Here is a 20320-nt window from a genome sequence, read left to right as displayed (position 1 = left end):
CGATGAATGACATGCAACCGCGCACCGCGCGGGAGGACAACGCCAAAGGGGTGTTGTACCTGCAGTTCCGCATCCAGGAACAGCGCTTCGCCTTGAGCGTGCACGAGGTGATCGAAGTACTGCCGCGCCAGCCGCTCAAGCCGATCGCCCAGGCGCCTGGCTGGGTCGCCGGCATCCTCGCCCACCGTGGCCTGCTGGTACCGGTGGTCGACCTGGCGGCATTGAGCTTTGGCCAGCCGGCAGCGCAACGCACCAGTACCCGGCTGGTGCTGGTGCATTATCGTGGCGGCCTGCAGCTTGGCCTGATCCTGGAACAGGCGACCGAAACCCTGCGCTGCCACCCCGACGAATTCCAGCCTTATGGCGTGGACAGCGGTGAAGCCCCCTACCTGGGGCCGGTGCGCCAGGACGAGCAGGGCCTGCTGCAGCGCATCGAGGTCAACGACTTGCTGCCCGACGCGGTGCACCGACTGCTGTATACGGGTGAGCCGACAGGGATGCCGACATGAACGAGCAACACTTTTTCCGCTTCCTGCGTGAACGTATCGGCCTGGACGTGGAGTCGGTGGGGGCGTCCATGGTCGAACGTGCGCTGCGTCAGCGTTGCGTAGCCGTGAACGCCGCCGACCTCGACGGTTACTGGCTGCGCCTGCAGCAATCGATGGAAGAGCAACAGGCGCTGATCGAGGCCGTCATCGTCCCGGAAACCTGGTTCTTCCGTTACCCAGAATCCTTCACCGCCTTGGTCAGCCTGGCGCAGAAGCGCCTGGCCGAACTTGCCGGGGCGCGCCCGCTGCGCTTGCTCAGCCTGCCATGCTCGACCGGCGAGGAGCCTTATTCGCTGGCCATGGCCCTGCTCGACGCTGGTATCGCACCGGGTGCATTTCTGATCGATGGCATGGACATCAGCCCCAGTTCGGTGGCAAAGGCCGGGCAAGCCATCTATGGGCGCAATGCCTTTCGTGGCAGCGACCTGAGTTTTCGCGAGCGCTATTTCGATGCCGTCGACGATGGCCACCAGCTTCACCAGCGGGTACGCGAGCAGGTCAGCTTGCAGGTGGGCAATGTGCTCGACCCGGCGCTGGCCAGTCGCGATGGTTTGTACGACTTCGTGTTCTGTCGCAACCTGCTGATCTATTTCGACCTGGCAACCCAGCAACGGGTGTTCGAGGTGCTCAAGCGCCTGCTGCACGCGCAAGGGGTGCTGTTCATCGGCCCGGCCGAAGGCAGCCTGCTGGCGCGGTTGGGTATGCGCCCGGTGGGGATTGCCCAGTCGTTCGCCTACGTGCGCGATGAGGGCAGTGCTGCTGCGCCGGCTGGCGCCCCGGCATTGCCGACGCGACGCCGGTTGCCAGCGCCACCGACGCCAGGCTATTCGTTGCCCGGTGCGGCACGGCCACTGCGCGTGCTGCCCGTGCCAGCCAGGCCAGCGCCGGTGCGCGAGCACCAGGGCGAGCAGCCTGGCGAAATGCTGGCCGGCATTGCCCGGCTGGCCAATGCCGGAGCCAGTGAGCAGGCCCGCGCCGAATGCCAGCGCTACCTCGCCCAGTTCCCACCTTCGGCGCAGGTGTATTACTGGCTGGGGTTGCTCAGCGATACCGAGGGCGACGCGCAGCAGGCACTCAGCCACTATCGCAAAGCCCTGTATCTGGAGCCGCAGCACCCCGAGGCATTGGTGCACCTGGCGGCCTTGCTGGCGGCCCAGGGTGACCTGGCCGGTGCCCGGCGCTTGCAGGAGCGTGCTGCGCGGGCGGGACGGGAGTCTGAACGATGAGGAATGAGTCCGCGATGCAACTGCTCGCCGAGGATGATGCGCACATCGACGACTGCTGGAACCGCATAGGGGTACACGGCGACAAGCAATGCCCGCTGCTGGCGCGTCACGTTCACTGCCGAAACTGCGAGGTCTATGCTGCCGCCGCCACGCGCCTGCTCGACCGTTATGCGTTGATGGAGGACCATCAGGCGGTAGGCGCAGCGCCTGCCGAGGAAACCACGGGCCGTTCGATGCTGCTGTTCCGCCTGGGTGAAGAGTGGCTGGCGCTGGCCACTGCCTGCCTGGCCGAAATCGCTCCGCTGCAGGCGGTGCATTCACTGCCGCATCAGCGCTCGCGCGTGCTGCAGGGTGTGGCCAACGTACGCGGTGCGCTGGTGCCGTGCCTGTCGCTGGCCGACCTGCTGGGTGTACAGGCCGGTGCCACCGAGCAACGCGCCGGCCGGGTGATGCCACGCATGCTGATTCTGGCCACCGACGGTGGGCCGGTGGTGCTGGCAGTCGAGGAAATCGACGGCATTCACCGGCTCGACCCGCAGCTGCTCGACAGCGGCCAGGATGCCACCCGTTTCACTGCTGCAGTCCTGCAATGGCGTGGCCGCAGCGTACGGGTGCTGGATGAACAACACTTACTGTCTGCCGTGCAGCGGAGCCTGTCATGACCCCGGAGCAAATGCGCGACGCATCGTTGCTCGAGCTGTTCAGCCTGGAAGCCGAGGCGCAGACCCAGGTGCTCAGCACCGGCTTGATGGCACTGGAGCGCAACCCTACGCAGGCCGACCAGCTCGAGGCGTGCATGCGCGCTGCGCACTCCCTGAAGGGCGCGGCGCGGATCGTCGGGGTGGACGCTGGCGTCAGCGTCGCCCACGTCATGGAGGACTGCCTGGTGGCCGCCCAGGAAGGTCGCCTGCAGCTGAGCGCCGAGCATATCGACGCCCTGCTGCAAGGCACTGACCTGCTGATGCGCATCGCCACGCCTGGGGATACCGCGGCACAGGCGACCCTGCCGGTATTTCTCGCCCAGATGGCCAGCCTGCTGGTCCCGGCGGGCGCGGCCATGCCTGCCGTAGCGCCCGGCGTGCCAACAGCGCCGGAGGCGCCAGCCGTGCAACCCGAGCCAGCGCCGCTGCCCGTCGCTGCCTCCGCGCCTGAGCCCGAAGCCGAGTCGGCGCCGCGTCGCAAGGCGGTCAAGCCTGCCGGCGAGGGTACGGAGCGGGTGCTGCGGGTGACCGCCGATCGCCTCAACAGCCTGCTCGACCTGTCCAGCAAATCGCTGGTCGAGACCCAGCGTCTCAAGCCTTACCTGGCCTCCCTGCAACGCCTCAAGCGCATGCACGGGCAAGGCATGCAGGCGCTCGACGGCCTGCGCAGGCAGCTGGAAGACAGTGGCCAGAGCAGCGAGGTGCTCGAAGCCCTGGCGCAGACCCAGCGCCTGCTGGCGGAAACCCAGCAGATCCTGCAGCAGCAGGCTGCCGACCTGGATGAATTCGGTTGGCAGGCCAGCCAGCGCGCACAACTGCTGTACGACACGGCGCTGGCCTGCCGGATGCGGCCGTTTGCCGATGTATTGGCCGGCCAGAGCCGCATGGTCCGTGACCTTGGCCGGTCGCTGGGCAAACCGGTGCGGTTGCTGGTGGAAGGGGAAAAGACCCAGGTCGACCGTGAAGTGCTGGAAAAGCTCGAAGCGCCGCTGACCCACCTGTTGCGCAATGCGGTCGACCACGGCATCGAGCTGCCCGAGCGGCGTCTGCTGGCAGGCAAGCCGGAGGAGGGCGTGATCCGCCTGCGCGCCTCGCACCAGGCCGGCATGCTCAGCCTGGAGCTGATCGACGATGGCGCCGGCATCGACCTAGAGCGCCTGCGCAGCAGCATCGTCGAACGGGCCCTGTCACCCGCTGAGACGGTGGCGCGGATGAGCGAGGCCGAGCTGCTGACGTTCCTGTTCCTGCCTGGGTTCAGCTTGCGCGACAAGGTCACCGAGGTGTCCGGGCGTGGTGTCGGCCTGGATGCGGTGCAGCACATGATCCGTGAGCTGCGCGGTTCGATCGAACTGACCCAGACGGCCGGGCAGGGCTGCCGTTTCCACCTGCAGGTGCCGCTGACCCTGTCGGTGGTGCGCAGCCTGGTGGTCGAGGTGGGGGGCGAGGCCTACGCCTTCCCGCTCGCCCACATCGAACGCACGCTGGACGTGGCTGCCGAAGCGATCGTGCAGATCGAAGGGCGCCAGCACTTCTGGCACGAAGGCCGCCACATCGGCCTGGTCGCGGCCAGCCAGTTGCTCAACCGCCCGGCCGGGCAGGCCGAAGAGAGCCGCTTGCGGGTGGTGGTGATTCGTGAGCGCGAGCAACTGTACGGCGTGGCCGTGGAGCGGCTGGTGGGCGAGCGGGTGCTGGTGGTGATGCCACTCGACCCGCGGCTGGGCAAGGTACAGGACATTTCTTCCGGCGCCCTGCTCGACGATGGCTCGGTGGTGCTGATCATCGATGTCGAAGACCTGTTGCGTTCGCTGGACAAACTGCTCAGCACCGGCAGCCTTGAACGCATCGCACGCGGCAGCAGCGGTGCCCGCGGCGTGGTGCGCAAGCGCATCCTGGTGGTCGACGATTCGCTGACCGTGCGGGAACTGCAGCGCAAATTGCTGGGCAACCGTGGCTACGACGTGGCAGTGGCGGTGGATGGCATGGACGGCTGGAACGCCCTGCGTGCCGAGGACTTCGACCTGCTGATCACTGACATCGACATGCCGCGAATGGACGGCATCGAGCTGGTCACCCTGGTGCGCCGCGACCAGCGCCTGCAATCGCTGCCGGTCATGGTGGTGTCCTACAAGGACCGCGAGGAAGACCGACGGCGTGGCCTGGATGCCGGCGCCGACTACTATTTGGCAAAGGCCAGTTTCCACGACGATGCGTTGCTGGATGCAGTGGTCGAGCTGATCGGGGGGGCGCAAGGATGAAGATCGCCATCGTCAACGACATGCCCATGGCCGTCGAGGCACTGCGCCGGGTGGTCGCCTTCGAGCCCGAGCACCAGGTGATATGGGTGGCCGGCAACGGTGCCGAGGCGGTGCAGCGCTGCGCGGAACAATTGCCAGACCTGATCCTCATGGACCTGATCATGCCGGTGATGGACGGCGTCGAGGCCACCCGCAGGATCATGGCCGAAACCCCTTGCGCCATCGTCATCGTGACCGTCGACCGCAAGCAGAACATGCATCGGGTGTTCGAGGCCATGGGCCACGGCGCCCTCGACGTGGTCGACACGCCGGCGCTGGGGGCGGGCGACCCGCGCGAGGCAGCAGCGCCACTGTTGCGCAAGATCCTCAACATAAGCTGGTTGATCGGCCAGCAGAATGCCCCGGCAGCGCGGCCGGTTGCCGCGCCGGTACGGGCGGTGTCGCAGCACCGCGGGCTGGTGGCGATCGGCTCGTCCGCGGGTGGCCCGGCGGCTCTCGAAGTGCTGCTGAAGGCCCTGCCGGCAGCGTTTCCGGCGGCCATCGTGCTGGTCCAGCATGTGGACCAGGTGTTTGCCGCGGGCATGGCCGAATGGCTCAGCAGCGCAGCCGGCCTGCCGGTGCGCCTGGCCCGCCAAGGCGAACCGCCGCAGTCTGGCCAGGTACTGCTGGCCGGCACCAACCACCACATCCGCCTGCTACAGAACGGCCAACTGGCCTACACTGCCGAACCGGTCAATGAGATATACCGGCCCTCGATCGACGTGTTCTTCGAGAGCGTTGCGCGCTACTGGACCGGCGATGCGGTGGGCGTGCTGCTCACTGGCATGGGCCGCGACGGCGCCCAGGGCCTGAAAACGATGCGCCAGCGGGGGTTTCTCACTATTGCTCAGGACCAGGCCAGCAGCGCGGTGTATGGAATGCCCAAGGCTGCTGTGGCCATCGATGCCGCGGTGGAGGTCCGCCCGCTGGAACGCATAGCCGGGCGCTTGATGGAATTTTTTGCTAAATGACGAAGTGTATTGAATCACGCCGCCAGGCCGGTAGTGATCGGGTGAACAGCCATGAATGACTTACCGATCGAAGGTTTCACGACCACCAACGAAAACGCGGCGATGGTACTGCTGGTCGACGACCAGGCCATGATCGGCGAGGCGGTGCGGCGTGGCCTGGCCAACGAGGACAACATCGACTTCCACTTCTGCGCCGACCCGCACCAGGCGGTGGCCCAGGCGGTGCGCATCAAGCCCACGGTGATTCTGCAGGACCTGATCATGCCTGGCCTGGACGGGCTGACCCTGGTGCGTGAATATCGCAACAACCCGGCCACCCAGGACATTCCGATCATCGTCCTGTCGACCAAGGAAGACCCGCTGGTCAAGAGCGCAGCCTTCGCTGCCGGCGCCAACGACTACCTGGTCAAACTGCCGGACACCATCGAACTGGTAGCGCGCATTCGCTACCACTCGCGCTCCTACCTGACCCTGCTGCAGCGCGACGAGGCCTACCGCGCCCTGCGCGTCAGCCAGCAACAGTTGCTCGACTCCAACCTGATGCTGCAGCGGCTGATGAACTCCGATGGCCTGACCGGGTTGTCCAACCGCCGTCACTTCGACGAATACCTCGAACTGGAATGGCGCCGTGCCATGCGTGAGCAGCAGCAGTTGTCGCTGCTGATGATCGACGTGGACTTCTTCAAGGCCTACAACGACAGCTTCGGCCACCTGGCCGGTGACGAGGCCTTGCGCCAGGTGGCCGAGGCGATCCGCGGCGCATGTTCGCGGCCGACTGACCTGCCGGCGCGCTATGGCGGCGAGGAATTTGTCCTGGTGTTGCCCAACACCTCACCGGGTGGGGCCCGCCTGGTGGCCGAAAAGCTGCGTCAGACCGTATTGGGCCTGGGTATCCCGCACACCGCGCCGACGGCTGACTCGTACCTGACCGTGAGCATTGGCCTGGCGACCCAGACCCCGGCCATCGGCAGCCATAGCCGGCAGCTGATCTCGGCCGCCGACAAGGGCCTGTATCAGGCCAAGAATAGCGGGCGCAACCAGGTGGGTATCGCCTGAGCGGCTCGCCATACCGTGCAGGAACGGCCTTGTGGCGCGATTAGGGCGCCCCTGCACTGATGGTTGGGGCTATTCGGGTGCCCGGCGGGTCTGCCGCCCTGCGGCGGAGTCGGTTATACTCGCAGGCTTTTCACCGAATTCGCACGAGAGCCGCCCGCCCATGGAAATCCAACCGATCCTGAACACCATCAAGGACCTTACCGAGCGTTCCCAGTCCATTCGGGGGTATCTTTGACTACGATCACAAGCATGACCGCCTGATCGAAGTCAACCGCGAGCTGGAAGACCCCAACGTCTGGAACAAGCCCGAGTACGCCCAGGCCCTGGGCCGCGAGCGTGCCATGCTGGCCCAGGTCGTCGAGACCCTGGACAAGCTGTCCGGCGGCCTGGCCGACTGCCAGGACCTGCTCGACATGGCCGTCGAGGAAAATGACGAAGGCGCCGTCGGCGACGTCGTGACCGAGCTGGAAGGCCTGGAAGAAAAACTGGCCCAGCTTGAGTTCCGTCGCATGTTCAGCGGCGAGATGGACATGAACAACGCCTACCTGGACATCCAGGCCGGCTCCGGTGGTACCGAGGCGCAGGACTGGGCCAACATCCTGCTGCGCATGTACCTGCGCTGGGCCGACAAGCGTGGTTTCGATGCCACCATCATCGAGCTTTCCGAAGGTGAAGTCGCCGGGATCAAGGGCGCCACCGTGCACGTCAAGGGCGAGTACGCCTTCGGCTGGCTGCGTACCGAAATCGGTGTGCACCGCCTGGTGCGCAAGAGCCCGTTCGACTCCGGGGCCCGTCGCCACACTTCGTTCTCGGCGGTGTTCGTGTCGCCCGAAATCGACGACAAGGTCGAGATCGAGATCAACCCGGCCGACCTGCGCATCGATACCTACCGCTCCTCCGGTGCCGGTGGCCAGCACGTGAACACCACCGACTCGGCGGTACGTATCACCCACGTGCCGACCAACACCGTGGTGGCGTGCCAGAACGAACGCTCCCAGCACGCCAACAAGGACACCGCCATGAAAATGCTGCGGGCCAAGCTGTACGAGCTGGAAATGCAGAAGCGCAACGCCGCCTCGCAGGCACTGGAAGACAGCAAGTCGGATATCGGCTGGGGCCACCAGATCCGCTCCTACGTGCTGGATGACTCGCGCATCAAGGACCTGCGTACCGGTGTCGAGCGCAGCGACTGCCAGAAGGTCCTGGACGGCGACCTCGACCAGTACCTGGAAGCGAGCCTCAAGCAAGGGCTGTAAACCGCACACAACTGCCGCGGTACCTGGCCTGGTGCCGGTACCGCGTGCCCTGCCCGAAAGGGGCACCGAACACCTGATGGAAAGAATGACGAAATGAGCGACCTCAAGACCGACGTGCAAGACCTGCAACAGGAAGAAAACGCCCTGATCGCCCTGCGCAAGGAAAAGCTTGCCGCCGAGCGCGCCAAGGGCAACGCCTTCCCCAATGACTTCCGTCGCGACAGCTACTGCAACGACCTGCAGAAGCAGTACGCGGACAAGACCAAGGAAGAACTGGAAGCTGCAGCGATTCCGGTCAAGGTCGCTGGTCGCATCATGCTCAACCGTGGCTCGTTCATGGTCATCCAGGACATGACCGGGCGCATCCAGGTCTACGTCAACCGCAAGACCCTGCCCGAAGAAACCCTGGCAGCGGTCAAGACCTGGGACCTGGGCGACATCATCAGCGCCGAAGGCACCCTGGCCCGTTCCGGCAAGGGCGACCTGTACGTCGAAATGACCAACGTGCGCCTGCTGACCAAGTCGCTGCGCCCGCTGCCCGACAAGCACCATGGCCTGACCGACACCGAGCAACGCTACCGCCAGCGTTACGTCGACCTGATGGTCAACGAAGAAACCCGCCACACCTTCCGTGTGCGGTCGCAGGTGATCTCGCATATCCGCAAGTTCCTCAGCGAGCGCGACTTCCTCGAAGTCGAGACGCCGATGCTGCAGACCATCCCTGGCGGTGCCGCGGCCAAGCCGTTCGAAACCCACCACAACGCCCTGGACATGGCCATGTTCCTGCGTATTGCGCCGGAGCTGTACCTCAAGCGCCTGGTAGTGGGTGGCTTCGAGAAAGTGTTCGAGATCAACCGCAACTTCCGTAATGAAGGCGTTTCGACCCGACACAACCCAGAATTCACCATGCTCGAGTTCTACCAGGCTTACGCCGACTACCGCGACAACATGGACCTCACCGAGGAACTGTTCCGCGAGCTGGCGCAGCTGGTACTGGGCAGCACCGACGTGCCGTACGGCGACAAGGTGTTCCACTTCGGCGAGCCGTTCGCCCGCCTGTCGGTCTTCGACTCGATCCTCAAGTACAACCCGGAACTGACCGCTGCCGACCTGCAGGACGTCGACCGTGCCCGCGAGATCGCCAGGAAGGCCGGCGCCAAGGTGCTGGGCCACGAAGGCCTGGGCAAGCTGCAGGTGATGATTTTCGAAGAGCTGGTCGAGCACAAGCTGGAGCAGCCGCACTTCATCACCGAGTACCCGTTCGAAGTGTCGCCTCTGGCCCGTCGCAACGACGACAACCCGGCGGTTACCGATCGTTTCGAGCTGTTCATCGGTGGCCGCGAGATCGCCAACGCCTACTCCGAGCTGAACGATGCCGAAGACCAGGCCGAGCGCTTCCTGGCCCAGGTGGCCGAGAAGGACGCCGGGGACGACGAAGCCATGCACTACGACGCCGACTTCGTGCGTGCCCTGGAGTACGGCATGCCGCCGACCGCAGGTGAAGGCATCGGTATCGATCGCCTGGTGATGCTGCTGACCAACTCGCCATCGATCCGTGACGTGATCCTGTTCCCGCACATGCGTCCGCAAGCCTGAGTCGCTTGAATCAGCCGCCTTTCGAGGCGGCTTTTTCTTGTCTGAAGCTTTATGTTGCCTGTACCAGCCCAAGCGGGCTTAAGTCGCGACTGGGCTGGTACAGGCCGCAGATGACTTTGAACCATGAGGTACCCCCGTGACACCCGCAATGCCTCACCAGGGCGCCGCCGGCATCGCCACCGCCGTCGCCGAAAGCGTGCAATACCAAGGCCGCAAGACTGCCCGCCAAGGCAGCGAACAGCGCCGCCAACTGATCCTCGACGCCGCGATGCGCATCGTCGTGCGCGATGGCGTGCGCGGGGTGCGCCACCGCGCGGTGGCTGCCGAGGCTGGCGTGCCATTGTCGGCCACCACCTACTACTTCAAGGACATCGAGGACCTGCTCACCGATACCTTCGCCCAGTACGTCGAGCGCAGCGCTGCCTACATGGCCAAGCTGTGGGCCAACACCGAGGTGGTGTTGCGCCAGTTGCTCGCCCAGGGCGATGGCAGCCCGCAGGCGCGGGCACGGCTGGCGGACGAAGTGGCGCGCATGACCGCCGACTACGTGCAGCGCCAGCTGTTGAATCGCCGCGACTTCCTGATGGCCGAACAGGCCTTCCGCCAGGAGGCGCTGCTGTGCCCGCGCCTGGCCGAGCTGGTGTGCGCCCACGACCAGATCCTGCTGCATGGCACCCGGCAATTGCTGCAGGTGGTCGGTTCCAGGCAACCGGAACAGGACGCCCAGATGTTGACGGCGATTATCGAGCAGATGGAATATCAGGGCCTGCTCAAGGACGCGAACGCGCAAGCCGATGGGCAGATGCTCGCTATGCTTACCCGATACCTGCAGCTGGTGCTGGCATCGGCCTGAGCCGAGACTGACTTTTCAAGGAGACCCGGATGAAAGCCTGGCGTATGGTGCTGTTGACTTTGTCATTCCTGCTGCTGGGTGGTTGTCTGGTGACCTTCCACGAGCCGTTGCCCAGCAACCAGGCGGCACCCAAGGCGCTGCTCGGCAAGTGGAGCAGCAAGGATGCCTGGGGCGAGCCACTGAAGCTGGTGATCAGCCGCAGTGGCGGCGGTGCTTACAAGGCGGTCGCCACGGCCAAGGGCAAGGCTCCCGAGGAATACGTATTCACCGTGTCGCGTCACGGCAACCGCTGGTACCTCTCGGCCGGTGTGCCCAAGCGCCTGGGCGGCAATTTCCTGATCGGCGGTTTTGATATCGTCGATGGCAAGGAACTGGTGATCTACAACCTGGACGTCGAGCAGGTGCAACAGGCGGTGGACAAGAAGGAACTGATCGGGCGCAGCACCGATGTGCCGGAAGACAACGGTGAGGGCGTGCTGATCGACAGCCCGGCGGCGCGGGTGCTGGCGTACCTGGACGACCCGGCCAACTCCGACCTGTTCGTCGAAGTGGCGCGGTTCCAGCGCTCCGGCAAATGACCGTGCTGGCTTGTTCGCGCTGAAGCCGCTCCCACAGGGACCGCACCGGTTTCGAGCCTGATGCAGTACCTGTGGGAGCGGCTTCAGCCGCGAAGAGGCCGGTACAGGTTTCCTGTACTAGAAAGGAGTCCCCGGTGGACGAATACCAGCAAACCATCCGCGCCCTGTCCGACCGTATCGTCGCGGCGCAGACCCCGATCCGGGTCCTGGACGCGGTGAAGTGGGACGACAACATTCGCCAGGGCTTCCTCAAGGCCAAGGGCAAGGAGCCGCCAGCGGTCGACCATGCCTACTACCAGTCGCGCCCGCTGTCGTTCGACTCCAGTGCGGTCAAGGCCGAGTTCCAGGGTATCGAACGCGACATCATCCGCCAGCTTGGCCAGTTCAACCCGGTCGGGCAGATCATGAAGCGCATGTGCCGCGAGTACCGCATGGTGATCCGCATGCTCGAGGCGCGCGGCACCGAGGACTTCGGCCTGATTTCCCAAGAGCTGTACGGCGCGGCCTCGGATGCCTTCCACGCCGGTGACCCGACCCTGGCTGACCTGGGCCTGATGCTGTCGGACTACCTGAACAACATCGATGGCCGTGGTGACCTCAAGGACGAACCGAAGAACCTCACTGCCAAGGAAGCCGTGGCCATCCTCCAGCGCCGGCTGAACAAAGTGTTCGGCGAAGCGGAGGAAACCATCCGCGTGTTCGAGTCCGACGGTATCGTCGCTGACGCCGCGGCCGGGGCGGACTATATCAAGGTGCGCGCCGACGCCATGTTCAACGCGCGTGACGTACGCGCCCTGGAGGTGCACGAAGGGCTGGTGCACGTGGGCACCACGCTCAATGGCCTGAACCAGCCGATCTGCACCTTCCTGGCCAAGGGCCCGCCCTCGTCGACGGTGACCCAGGAAGGCCTGGCCATTCTCATGGAAGTGATCGCCTTCGCTTCGTACCCCAGCCGCCTTCGCAAGCTCACCAACCGCACCCGCGCCATTCACATGGTCGAGGAGGGTGCCGATTTCATGCAGGTCTACAGCTTCTTCCGTGAGCAGGGCTTCGAAATGGCGCAAAGCTACAGCAACGCCAGCCGCGTATTTCGCGGCTCGGTGCCCAACGGCCTGCCATTCACCAAGGACTTGTCCTACCTCAAGGGCTTCATCATGGTTTACAACTACATTCAGTTGGCCGTGAAGAAGGGCAAGCTCGAGCAGATCCCGCTGCTGTTCTGTGGCAAAACCACCCTGGAAGACATGCGCACCCTGCGCCAGCTGGTCGAGGAGGGCCTGGTCGAGCCGCCCAAGTACCTGCCTGAACAGTTCCGTGACCTCAACGCGCTGTCAGCCTGGATGTGTTTCTCCAACTTCCTCAACCACCTGAGCCTGGACCGGATTGAAGCCGACTACGCGAACATTCTCTGAACGCTGCCGCCTGCTGGCCCTGGGCCTGGCCGTGGTGATGCTGGCGGGTTGCAGCAGCTTGCTGTTCTATCCCGAGCGCGGCCAACCGTTCACACCCGAGCGGGCCAGGCTCGAATACCGCGATATCACCCTGACCACGGCCGACGGCATTCGCTTGCACGGTTGGTGGCTGCCGGCCAAGGCTGGGGTCGCGGTCAAGGGCACGGTGCTGCACCTGCATGGCAACGGTGGCAACCTGCCTGGGCACCTGGGTGGCAGTTACTGGCTGCCGGAGCAGGGCTACCAGGTGCTGATGATCGACTATCGCGGCTATGGCCTGTCCCAGGGCGAGCCGAGCCTGCCTGAGGTGTACGAGGACATTGCAGCGGCCATGGCCTGGCTGGACCAGGCGCCCGAGGTCGAGGGCAAGCCGCTGGTGCTGCTGGGGCAGAGCCTGGGCGGGGCCATGGCCATCCACTACCTGGCGGCACATCCTGAACAGCGCGAGCGCTTCAGCGCCCTGGTGTTCGATGGGGTGCCGGCCAGCTACCAGGCGGTCGGGCGCTTTGCCCTCAGTACCTCCTGGATGACATGGCCGTTGCAGGTGCCGCTATCGTGGCTGGTGCCGGATGGCGACAGCGCGATTCACTCCATCGAGCAGTTGAGCAGCCCGCCCAAGCTGTTCTTCCACAGTATCGACGACACCCTGGTGCCGCTGGACAACGGTATTCGCCTGTACCAGCACGCGCCACCGCCGCGGGTGCTGCAGCTGACCCGCGGGGGCCACGTGCAGACCTTCGCCGACCCGACCTGGCGCCAGGTGATGCTGCGTTTCCTGGATGATCCCGAGCATTTCAACGGTCTGCGGCGGCTGGCCGAAGTGCCCAACTACCCTGACGAGAAAAACAAGCAATGAGTGAAGAACGCAACGCCATCCCGCTGATCCTGACCGGCATCGGCAGCATCATCGTGACGGTGGGAGCCTTGTGGTATTACGGTTACCTGCATTTCGCCAAACCCGAGGATGCCCTGTTGCTGCAGGACTTCACCATGCTCAAGACCATCCCGGGCGAGGACTACAAGGTTTCGCTGGACCCGGCAGCGCAAGTGGCCCAGTGCGTGGACGGGGTGCTGGTGCTGTTCGATACCCAGCAGAAAGGCCTGACCGGCGTGCTGGTCGACAACCGCAAACGGGCGGTGCGCTGCATGGGCGAGGAAACCCCGCAACAGGCTCAATGAACCGGCCAAGGTTCAAGCGGGCATCGCGTACAGCCGGCCTTGGACAAGCGTCGGGCAAAGCAAAACCCCGCGGCGAGCGCGGGGCTTGTGCTTGCAACTAGCCAGCCTTACTGCTGCATCTGGCTTACCGAGCGCGGGGCTACCGGTTGGTTGTCGTTGGAGATGGTCACCTCCACGCGACGGTTCTGCGCACGCCCCGAGTTGCTCGAGTTGTCCGCGACCGGGTACTCCTTGCCATAACCCTGGGAAACGATCCGCGCCGGATCGACGCCGGCACGCACCAGCGCCATGCGCACGCTGTTGGCGCGGCGTTCGGACAGGGTCTGGTTGTAGTTGGCCGAGCCGACGCTGTCGGTATAACCCTCGACGATCACCTTGCGCTCCGGGTTTTCCTGGAGGAACTGCGCCAGCTTGGTGATGTTCGGGTAGGCGTTGCTCTTGAGTTCGGCCTTGTTGAAGTCGAACAGCACATCGCCGAAGGTGACCAGGGTGCCGCGGTCGGTCTGCTTGGCGTTGAGGCTTTCCTGCAGCTTGGCGATCTGCGCGTCGCGGGCATCCAGCTTGGCCTGGGCACGCTGGGCCGAGGCGTTTTTCAGCTCGCCTTCGGCAGTACGCAGGGCGATGGTCTGCTTGGCCACCTCGACGCGCTGGTTGGTCAGGTAGGCCAGCTGGTCGACCTTCTGCTCGTCCTCACGCTCCATGTAGGCCTTGTCGGCCTTGTTCAGCCAGTCCTGGGCGTCCTTGGTTTCCAGCGCCGCGACCTTGCTCGACTGCGGGTCGCTCTGCAGCGCGGAGAAGTTGCTACGGGCTGCTTCCAGGTTGGCATTCGGGTCGTGCGAGCAGGCGGCAAGGCCGACGCTCAGGGCCAGCAGGGCGGGAATCATGACGTGGTTGCGCATAGTGTTCATCCTTTGATCGTGTGCGAAGGCAGAGGTTGGCGGGGCAGGGCTCACTGAGCGCTGCGCAGGCCTTCCTCACGTACGTCCTGAACGCCCTGGCGGGCATCCTGCACGGCCTTCTGGGCCTTGGCCGCCTGTGCCTTGCGTTCGGCGAGGCGGGCGTCCCACTCGGCCTGTTCGGCCAGGCGCCTGGCTTCGTCGTACTTCTTGTCGTGCATGGCGATTTCGGCCTGCTTGAACTTGTCCTGGGCCGCTTTCATCTCCACGGCGGCAAACTCGGTGCCGCCAGCGCTGACGGCAGAGTTCACGGCAGACTGGGTCACCGCATACTGCTCGGTTGGCGGGTTGCCTGCACAGCCGGCCAGGACCAGGCTACTGCCCAGGGCCAGCGCGGCCAGCCTGAACCCGCGCAGCTGTGTGGATGAGGGTTTGCTGATGCGGGTTTTCTTGATGGTCAGTTCCATTGGATCACTCCTGTTTACGACGTTGTCCGTAGCAGTCCATCGCTATTCCCTGACACCCCCGCGCGCTTCAGCTCAACGGTGCACAACGGTCGGTGTGCAGGGTTTTAGCGTGATGGCTATTGGCTGTGACTGAGTCGTTTTTCGGATAGTTCAGAAAAAAGTGCCGTTGCAGGCAACTATTTCTGACTGATCGGTCAGTGCTGGCATGACCGGAACTTTCCGCTACTGACGCGGTATTCCGGGCCTTGCGGGCCCGGAACAGGCCGCAGGAGGTCATTTATCGCTGTCGGCGACGGGGTTGCTCAGGTCGTGCAGATGCTGGCGCGACAAGGACAGGAAGCGCGGTGTAGGGCCGATGTCCTCGTACAATGGGTCGCCTTCCTCGTCGGTGGCGATGACCTGCCGGCCTTGCACATAAGGGAAGCTGGCTTCCAGCTCCTCCAGGGCGGCAGCGACCAGTTCACCGAGCAGTTCCTCTGCGGTGCGCTTGGGGTACATGTCGATCAGCGCGGCCAGGCGCGCTTCGGATTCCAGGTCCAGGTGCAGGACATGGCCGGTGCGGCTAAGGGGCCCGGCGGCATTCTGTTCCCAGTGCTGGACAAGTTCACGGATTTTCATGATGGCCTCTGTTTACGCCTGCTGGTCTGCATGGCATGGGAGTGCTGTGCTTTCACTTTAGTTTGCTTTGGCCGACCACGGCTTGCCATTGGCGCCCGGCTGTGGGCACTCTTCAGCAGAAGGGGTGCCACAGCCGCGGCGGAGAAAAGGCCAATGACCGATATCGATGTGCGTTTGCGAGAAGATGTCCATGTGTTGGGTGAGCTGCTAGGCGAAACCATTCGCCAGCAGCATGGCGAGGCGTTCCTGCAGAAGATCGAGGACATCCGCCACAGCGCCAAGGCCGACCGTCGTGGCGCTGCCGAGCAACTGAGCTCGACCCTGGCCGACCTGGCCGAAGAAGACCTGTTGCCGGTGGCCAGGGCCTTCAACCAGTTCCTCAACCTGGCCAACATGGCCGAGCAGTACCAGTTGATCCGCCGCCGCGATGCCGACCAGCCCGAGCCGTTCGAGGGCCGAGTGTTGCCCGAGTTGCTGGCGCGCCTGAAACAGGCGGGGCACAGTAACGATGCATTGGCCCGGCAGCTGGCCAAGCTCGATATCCAGCTGGTGCTCACCGCGCACCCCACCGAAGTGGCGCGTCGCACCCTGATCCAGAAGTATGACGCGATTGCCGGCCAGCTGGCCGCCCAGGATCACCGCGACCTGACCGCGAGCGAACGCCAGCAGGTGCGCGAGCGCCTGCGTCGGCTGATTGCAGAAGCCTGGCATACCGAGGAAATCCGCCGCACCCGGCCAACACCGGTGGATGAGGCCAAGTGGGGCTTCGCGGTGATCGAGCATTCGCTGTGGCATGCCATTCCCAGCCACCTGCGCAAGGTCGACAAGGCCCTGCTGGAGGCCACCGGCCTGCGCCTGCCGCTGGAAGCCGCGCCGATCCGCTTCGCTTCCTGGATGGGCGGCGACCGCGATGGCAACCCCAACGTGACCGCAGTGGTCACCCGCGAGGTGCTGTTGCTGGCGCGCTGGATGGCTGCCGACCTGTTCCTGCGCGACATCGATGCACTGGCGTCGGAGTTGTCCATGCAGCAGGCCAATGCGGCCCTGCGCGAGCGGGTGGGCGACAGCGCCGAACCCTATCGGGCGCTGCTCAAGCAACTGCGCGAGCGCCTGCGGGCAACCCGGGCCTGGGCGCATGCGGCCCTGGCCGGTAGTCAACCGGCCGGTGCCGACGTGCTGGTGGACAACCGCGACCTGATCGCACCGCTGGAGCTGTGCTACCAGTCCCTGCACGAGTGCGGCATGGGGGTGATTGCCGAAGGCCCGCTGCTCGATTGCCTGCGCCGCGCGGTGACCTTCGGCCTGTTCCTCGGCCGCCTGGACGTGCGCCAGGACGCGGCCCGCCACCGTGATGCGCTGAGCGAAATAACCGACTACCTGGGCCTGGGCCGTTATGCCGACTGGGATGAAGAGCAGCGCATCGCATTTCTCCAGGCCGAGCTGAACAACCGCCGGCCACTGCTGCCGGCACATTTCCGGCCACAGGCGGACACCGCCGAGGTATTGGCCACCTGCCGGGAAATCGCCGCCGCGCCGGCGGCCTCGCTGGGTTCCTACGTCATCTCCATGGCGGGTGCCGCTTCGGATGTGCTGGCGGTACAACTGTTGCTCAAGGAGGCCGGCCTCACCCGGCCCATGCGCGTGGTGCCTTTGTTCGAGACGCTGGCCGACCTCGACAACGCCGGCCCGGTGATGCGGCGCCTGCTCGGCCTGCCGGGCTATCGCGCCGGGTTGCGCGGGCCGCAGGAAGTGATGATCGGCTATTCCGACTCGGCCAAGGACGCCGGTACCACCGCAGCGGCCTGGGCGCAGTACCGGGCCCAGGAAGAGCTGGTACGCATCTGCGCCGAGCACCAGGTCGAGCTGTTGCTGTTCCATGGCCGCGGCGGCACGGTTGGCCGCGGTGGCGGCCCGGCCCATGCGGCCATCCTGTCGCAGCCGCCGGGGTCGGTGGCGGGGCGGTTCCGCACTACCGAGCAGGGCGAGATGATCCGCTTCAAGTTCGGTTTGCCGGGCATCGCCGAGCAGAACCTGAACCTGTACCTGGCCGCCGTGCTCGAAGCCACCTTGTTGCCACCGCCGCCGCCACAGCCGGCCTGGCGCGAGGTGATGGACCAGCTGGCCGCCGATGGCGTCAAGGCCTACCGCAGCGTGGTGCGCGACCACCCCGATTTCGTCGAGTACTTCCGCCAGGCAACGCCGGAGCAGGAACTTGGCCGTCTGCCGCTGGGTAGCCGCCCGGCCAAGCGTCGTGCCGGTGGCATCGAAAGCCTGCGGGCGATCCCGTGGATCTTCGGCTGGACCCAGACCCGCCTGATGCTGCCGGCCTGGCTGGGCTGGGAAACGGCGCTGAGCAACGCTCTGGCCCGGGGGCAGGGCGAACTGCTGGCGCAGATGCGCGAGCAATGGCCATTCTTCCGTACCCGCATCGACATGCTCGAGATGGTCCTGGCCAAGGCCGATGCGCAGATCGCCGAAGCCTACGACGAACGTCTAGTGCAACCGCACCTGCTGCCGTTGGGCGCGCACTTGCGCGACCTATTGTCGCAGTCGTGCCAGGTGGTGCTGGGCCTGACCGGGCAGCCGGTGCTACTGGCGCACAGCCCCGAGACGCTGGAATTCATCCGCCTGCGCAACACCTACCTGGACCCGCTGCATCGCCTGCAGGCCGAGTTGCTGGCCCGCTCGCGCAGCCGCGAAGCCGCTCTGGACAGCCCGTTGGAGCAGGCCTTGCTGGTCACGGTGGCGGGCATCGCGGCGGGCCTGCGCAATACCGGCTGAGGGCCGGCGCGGGGTATCCCGGGCGCCTGCCAGGCATGGCATGCAGCAGTACGAGGAGGGCGGTTGCGCCGGGGCGCAACCGCCAGCCAGGCAAGCCATAGGTGGCGCATTCCTGCAACTTTGGGACGCTTGTCTGGCTGCCGGGCGCTGTGTATCTTGAGCAGCCTTCTGACCGATTTATGGTCATACCCGATTTTCCGGACTAGGCCCTGGTCGCCGAATCCATTGAATTTCATAAAAAAATTTGAGGAGCACGAGATGCGCGTAATTCTGCTGGGAGCTCCCGGGGCCGGTAAAGGTACTCAGGCAAAGTTCATCACCGAGAAGTTCGGTATCCCCCAGATTTCCACCGGTGACATGCTGCGTGCCGCCGTCAAGGCCGGTACCCCGCTGGGCCTGGAACTGAAGAAAGTCATGGATGCCGGCCAGCTGGTCTCCGACGAGCTGATCATCAGCCTGGTCAAGGAGCGCATCGCCCAGCCTGATTGCGCCAAGGGCTGCCTGTTCGACGGCTTCCCACGCACCATCCCGCAGGCCGAAGCCATGGTCGCTGCCGGTGTCGACATCGACGCCGTGGTCGAAATCGCTGTGGACGACGAAGAAATCGTCGGCCGCATGGCTGGCCGTCGCGTGCACCTGGCCTCGGGCCGCACCTACCACATTCAGTACAACCCGCCGAAAGTGGAAGGCAAGGACGACGAGACTGGCGAAGACCTGATCCAGCGCGACGACGACAAGGAAGAGACCGTTCGCCATCGCCTGTCGGTCTACCACAGCCAGACCAAGCCGCTGGTGGACTTCTACCAGAAGCTGTCGGCTGCCAATGGCGGCAAGCCGAAGTACAGCCACATCGAAGGCGTTGGCTCGGTCGAGGCCATTACCGCCAAGGTCCTGGCCGCCCTGAGCTGATCAGCGCCTGACGCACCCCACCACGGCCCGCTTGCGGGCCGTGGTCGTTTTCGGCCGCACAGCGGCCCTTAGGGACACGACGCCGCCACTGTTCTATACTGCCGCTCTTTTTTTCGCACCTGGAAACCTGTTCGATGACCACCCTGCTGGCCCTGGATACCGCTACCGAAGCCTGTTCCGTCGCGCTGCTGCATGACGGCAAGGTAACCAGCCATTACGAGGTGATCCCGCGCATGCATGCGCAGAAGCTGCTGCCGATGATCAAGCAGCTGCTGGCTGACGCCGGCGTGGCCCTGAATACGCTGGATGCCATCGCCTTCGGTCGCGGTCCGGGCGCGTTCACTGGCGTGCGTATTGCCATCGGCGTGGTCCAGGGCCTGGCCTTCGCCCTGCAGCGCCCGGTGCTGCCGGTGTCCAACCTGGCCGCCCTGGCCCAGGGCGCCCTGCGCGAGCAAGGCGTGCAGCAGGTGGCTGCCGCCATCGATGCGCGCATGGACGAGGTGTACTGGGGGTGCTACCAGGCCACGGCGGGCGAAATGCGCCTGGTTGGCCGCGAGGCGGTGTTGCCACCCGAGCAGGTGGCGCTGCCCGCAGGTGCCAGTGGCGACTGGTTCGGTGCCGGCACCGGCTGGGGCTATGCCGAGCGCCTGGCGGTGCAAGTCGCGGCCAGCAATGCCAGTGCCCTGCCCAACGCCCTGGATATTCTCAGCCTGGCCAGTTTCGCCTGGGCGCGCGGGGAGGCGATCGCCGCCGAGCAGGCGCAACCGGTGTACCTGCGCGACAACGTGGCGACACCGAAAAAATCCTGATTACTGTTCGTCGGTTAGCGTCCGGTGGCAGAAAACCTTTTGCCCGATCTGTGGTCCAGTTATCACTCAAGCATTAGCGATGGATTCCTGATGCTGCTAAATTGCCATCATCGATCCTGAGTGCTGATGCC

The 20320-nt window shown here is 65.1% G+C and carries 19 protein-coding genes; 16 read left to right on the top strand and 3 right to left on the bottom strand.

Annotation, left to right across the window (positions count from 1 at the left end; translation table 11 throughout):
• Positions 1–2: 2 nt before the first annotated feature.
• The 13 genes from B4L76_RS04910 (at position 3) to B4L76_RS04850 (ending at position 13709) form a co-directional block, all read left to right on the top strand.
• Positions 3–509 (top strand): chemotaxis protein CheW, encoded by a 507-nt coding sequence (locus B4L76_RS04910; RefSeq protein ID WP_296230903.1) that lies wholly within the window; start codon positions 3–5, stop codon positions 507–509.
• Positions 506–1774: a CheR family methyltransferase gene (locus B4L76_RS04905; RefSeq protein WP_296230901.1), complete on the top strand. Its 1269-nt coding sequence runs from the start codon at positions 506–508 to the stop codon at positions 1772–1774. Before B4L76_RS04910 ends, B4L76_RS04905 begins: the two co-directional genes overlap by 4 nt.
• The gene (locus B4L76_RS04900) at positions 1771–2436 is read left to right on the top strand and encodes a chemotaxis protein CheW (RefSeq protein ID WP_296230899.1); all 666 of its coding nucleotides are present in this window, start codon (positions 1771–1773) and stop codon (positions 2434–2436) included. Before B4L76_RS04905 ends, B4L76_RS04900 begins: the two co-directional genes overlap by 4 nt.
• Positions 2433–4730: a hybrid sensor histidine kinase/response regulator gene (locus B4L76_RS04895; RefSeq protein ID WP_296230898.1), complete on the top strand. Its 2298-nt coding sequence runs from the start codon at positions 2433–2435 to the stop codon at positions 4728–4730. The genes B4L76_RS04900 and B4L76_RS04895 overlap by 4 nt, the downstream gene beginning before the upstream one ends.
• Positions 4727–5740, top strand: a complete 1014-nt coding sequence (locus B4L76_RS04890; protein ID WP_296230897.1) for a chemotaxis response regulator protein-glutamate methylesterase — start codon at positions 4727–4729, stop codon at positions 5738–5740. The genes B4L76_RS04895 and B4L76_RS04890 overlap by 4 nt, the downstream gene beginning before the upstream one ends.
• 51 nt (positions 5741–5791) lie before the next feature.
• The gene (gene wspR / locus B4L76_RS04885; RefSeq protein WP_296230896.1) at positions 5792–6796 is read left to right on the top strand and encodes a Wsp signal transduction system regulator diguanylate cyclase WspR; all 1005 of its coding nucleotides are present in this window, start codon (positions 5792–5794) and stop codon (positions 6794–6796) included.
• 160 nt (positions 6797–6956) lie between these two features.
• Positions 6957–8052 (top strand): peptide chain release factor 2 gene (gene prfB / locus B4L76_RS04880; RefSeq protein WP_123084286.1). Its coding sequence is split into 2 segments (ribosomal slippage): positions 6957–7028 and positions 7030–8052, totalling 1095 coding nucleotides; the frame shifts between segments, so codons are not numbered across the junction.
• Between the two features lie 93 nt (positions 8053–8145).
• A complete protein-coding gene (lysS, locus tag B4L76_RS04875) occupies positions 8146–9648 on the top strand; it encodes a lysine--tRNA ligase (protein ID WP_296230892.1) in 1503 nt (500 codons plus the stop codon).
• Between the two features lie 148 nt (positions 9649–9796).
• Positions 9797–10501: a TetR/AcrR family transcriptional regulator gene (locus tag B4L76_RS04870; RefSeq protein WP_225780651.1), complete on the top strand. Its 705-nt coding sequence runs from the start codon at positions 9797–9799 to the stop codon at positions 10499–10501.
• Positions 10502–10530: 29 nt separating this feature from the next.
• Positions 10531–11079 carry a hypothetical protein gene (locus B4L76_RS04865; RefSeq protein WP_296230890.1) on the top strand — a complete coding sequence of 183 codons (549 nt, stop codon included), beginning with the start codon at positions 10531–10533 and terminating at the stop codon, positions 11077–11079.
• Positions 11080–11213: 134 nt separating this feature from the next.
• The gene (locus tag B4L76_RS04860) at positions 11214–12491 is read left to right on the top strand and encodes a flavohemoglobin expression-modulating QEGLA motif protein (RefSeq protein ID WP_186673041.1); all 1278 of its coding nucleotides are present in this window, start codon (positions 11214–11216) and stop codon (positions 12489–12491) included.
• Positions 12463–13386 (top strand): alpha/beta hydrolase, encoded by a 924-nt coding sequence (locus B4L76_RS04855; protein ID WP_296230886.1) that lies wholly within the window; start codon positions 12463–12465, stop codon positions 13384–13386. Before B4L76_RS04860 ends, B4L76_RS04855 begins: the two co-directional genes overlap by 29 nt.
• Positions 13383–13709 carry a hypothetical protein gene (locus B4L76_RS04850; RefSeq protein WP_296230884.1) on the top strand — a complete coding sequence of 109 codons (327 nt, stop codon included), beginning with the start codon at positions 13383–13385 and terminating at the stop codon, positions 13707–13709. Before B4L76_RS04855 ends, B4L76_RS04850 begins: the two co-directional genes overlap by 4 nt.
• Before the next feature lie 107 nt (positions 13710–13816).
• Here B4L76_RS04850 and B4L76_RS04845 read toward each other — a convergent pair whose 3' ends face one another.
• The 3 genes from B4L76_RS04845 to B4L76_RS04835 form a co-directional block, all read right to left on the bottom strand.
• Positions 13817–14608 carry an OmpA family protein gene (locus B4L76_RS04845; RefSeq protein WP_296230882.1) on the bottom strand — a complete coding sequence of 264 codons (792 nt, stop codon included), beginning with the start codon at positions 14606–14608 and terminating at the stop codon, positions 13817–13819.
• Between the two features lie 50 nt (positions 14609–14658).
• Positions 14659–15072, bottom strand: coding sequence for a DUF4398 domain-containing protein (locus B4L76_RS04840; protein ID WP_296230881.1), 414 nt, complete (start codon positions 15070–15072; stop codon positions 14659–14661).
• A 273-nt stretch (positions 15073–15345) separates the two neighbouring features.
• Positions 15346–15690, bottom strand: coding sequence for a pilin assembly protein (locus B4L76_RS04835; RefSeq protein ID WP_296230880.1), 345 nt, complete (start codon positions 15688–15690; stop codon positions 15346–15348).
• 153 nt (positions 15691–15843) lie between these two features.
• Between B4L76_RS04835 and ppc the strand changes: the two genes are divergently transcribed.
• From ppc to tsaB, 3 genes are all read left to right on the top strand, one after another.
• Positions 15844–18471, top strand: a complete 2628-nt coding sequence (gene ppc, locus B4L76_RS04830) for a phosphoenolpyruvate carboxylase (RefSeq protein WP_296230878.1) — start codon at positions 15844–15846, stop codon at positions 18469–18471.
• Positions 18472–18729: 258 nt separating this feature from the next.
• The gene (gene adk, locus B4L76_RS04825) at positions 18730–19380 is read left to right on the top strand and encodes an adenylate kinase (RefSeq protein ID WP_046616115.1); all 651 of its coding nucleotides are present in this window, start codon (positions 18730–18732) and stop codon (positions 19378–19380) included.
• A gap of 134 nt (positions 19381–19514) precedes the next feature.
• A complete protein-coding gene (tsaB, locus tag B4L76_RS04820) occupies positions 19515–20189 on the top strand; it encodes a tRNA (adenosine(37)-N6)-threonylcarbamoyltransferase complex dimerization subunit type 1 TsaB (protein ID WP_296230877.1) in 675 nt (224 codons plus the stop codon).
• The last annotated feature ends 131 nt before the right edge of the window (positions 20190–20320 follow it).

The sequence above is a fragment of the Pseudomonas sp. UBA4617 genome, assembly GCF_002386445.1.
GTDB lineage: Bacteria > Pseudomonadota > Gammaproteobacteria > Pseudomonadales > Pseudomonadaceae > Aquipseudomonas.
Note: the sequence above shows the minus strand (reverse complement) of the source record. Positions and strands in the feature narration are given on the sequence as shown.

Bases quoted from the DNA above. Each gene is read 5' to 3' on its own strand.
- B4L76_RS04910 (WP_296230903.1), top strand. From the start codon at position 3: ATGAATGACATGCAACCGCGCACCGCGCGGGAGGACAACGCCAAAGGG.
- B4L76_RS04905 (WP_296230901.1), top strand. From the start codon at position 506: ATGAACGAGCAACACTTTTTCCGCTTCCTGCGTGAACGTATCGGCCTG.
- B4L76_RS04900 (WP_296230899.1), top strand. From the start codon at position 1,771: ATGAGGAATGAGTCCGCGATGCAACTGCTCGCCGAGGATGATGCGCAC.
- B4L76_RS04895 (WP_296230898.1), top strand. From the start codon at position 2,433: ATGACCCCGGAGCAAATGCGCGACGCATCGTTGCTCGAGCTGTTCAGC.
- B4L76_RS04890 (WP_296230897.1), top strand. From the start codon at position 4,727: ATGAAGATCGCCATCGTCAACGACATGCCCATGGCCGTCGAGGCACTG.
- wspR (WP_296230896.1), top strand. From the start codon at position 5,792: ATGAATGACTTACCGATCGAAGGTTTCACGACCACCAACGAAAACGCG.
- lysS (WP_296230892.1), top strand. From the start codon at position 8,146: ATGAGCGACCTCAAGACCGACGTGCAAGACCTGCAACAGGAAGAAAAC.
- B4L76_RS04870 (WP_225780651.1), top strand. From the start codon at position 9,797: ATGCCTCACCAGGGCGCCGCCGGCATCGCCACCGCCGTCGCCGAAAGC.
- B4L76_RS04865 (WP_296230890.1), top strand. From the start codon at position 10,531: ATGAAAGCCTGGCGTATGGTGCTGTTGACTTTGTCATTCCTGCTGCTG.
- B4L76_RS04850 (WP_296230884.1), top strand. From the start codon at position 13,383: ATGAGTGAAGAACGCAACGCCATCCCGCTGATCCTGACCGGCATCGGC.
- B4L76_RS04845 (WP_296230882.1), bottom strand. From the start codon at position 14,608: ATGCGCAACCACGTCATGATTCCCGCCCTGCTGGCCCTGAGCGTCGGC.
- B4L76_RS04840 (WP_296230881.1), bottom strand. From the start codon at position 15,072: ATGGAACTGACCATCAAGAAAACCCGCATCAGCAAACCCTCATCCACA.
- B4L76_RS04835 (WP_296230880.1), bottom strand. From the start codon at position 15,690: ATGAAAATCCGTGAACTTGTCCAGCACTGGGAACAGAATGCCGCCGGG.
- ppc (WP_296230878.1), top strand. From the start codon at position 15,844: ATGACCGATATCGATGTGCGTTTGCGAGAAGATGTCCATGTGTTGGGT.
- adk (WP_046616115.1), top strand. From the start codon at position 18,730: ATGCGCGTAATTCTGCTGGGAGCTCCCGGGGCCGGTAAAGGTACTCAG.
- tsaB (WP_296230877.1), top strand. From the start codon at position 19,515: ATGACCACCCTGCTGGCCCTGGATACCGCTACCGAAGCCTGTTCCGTC.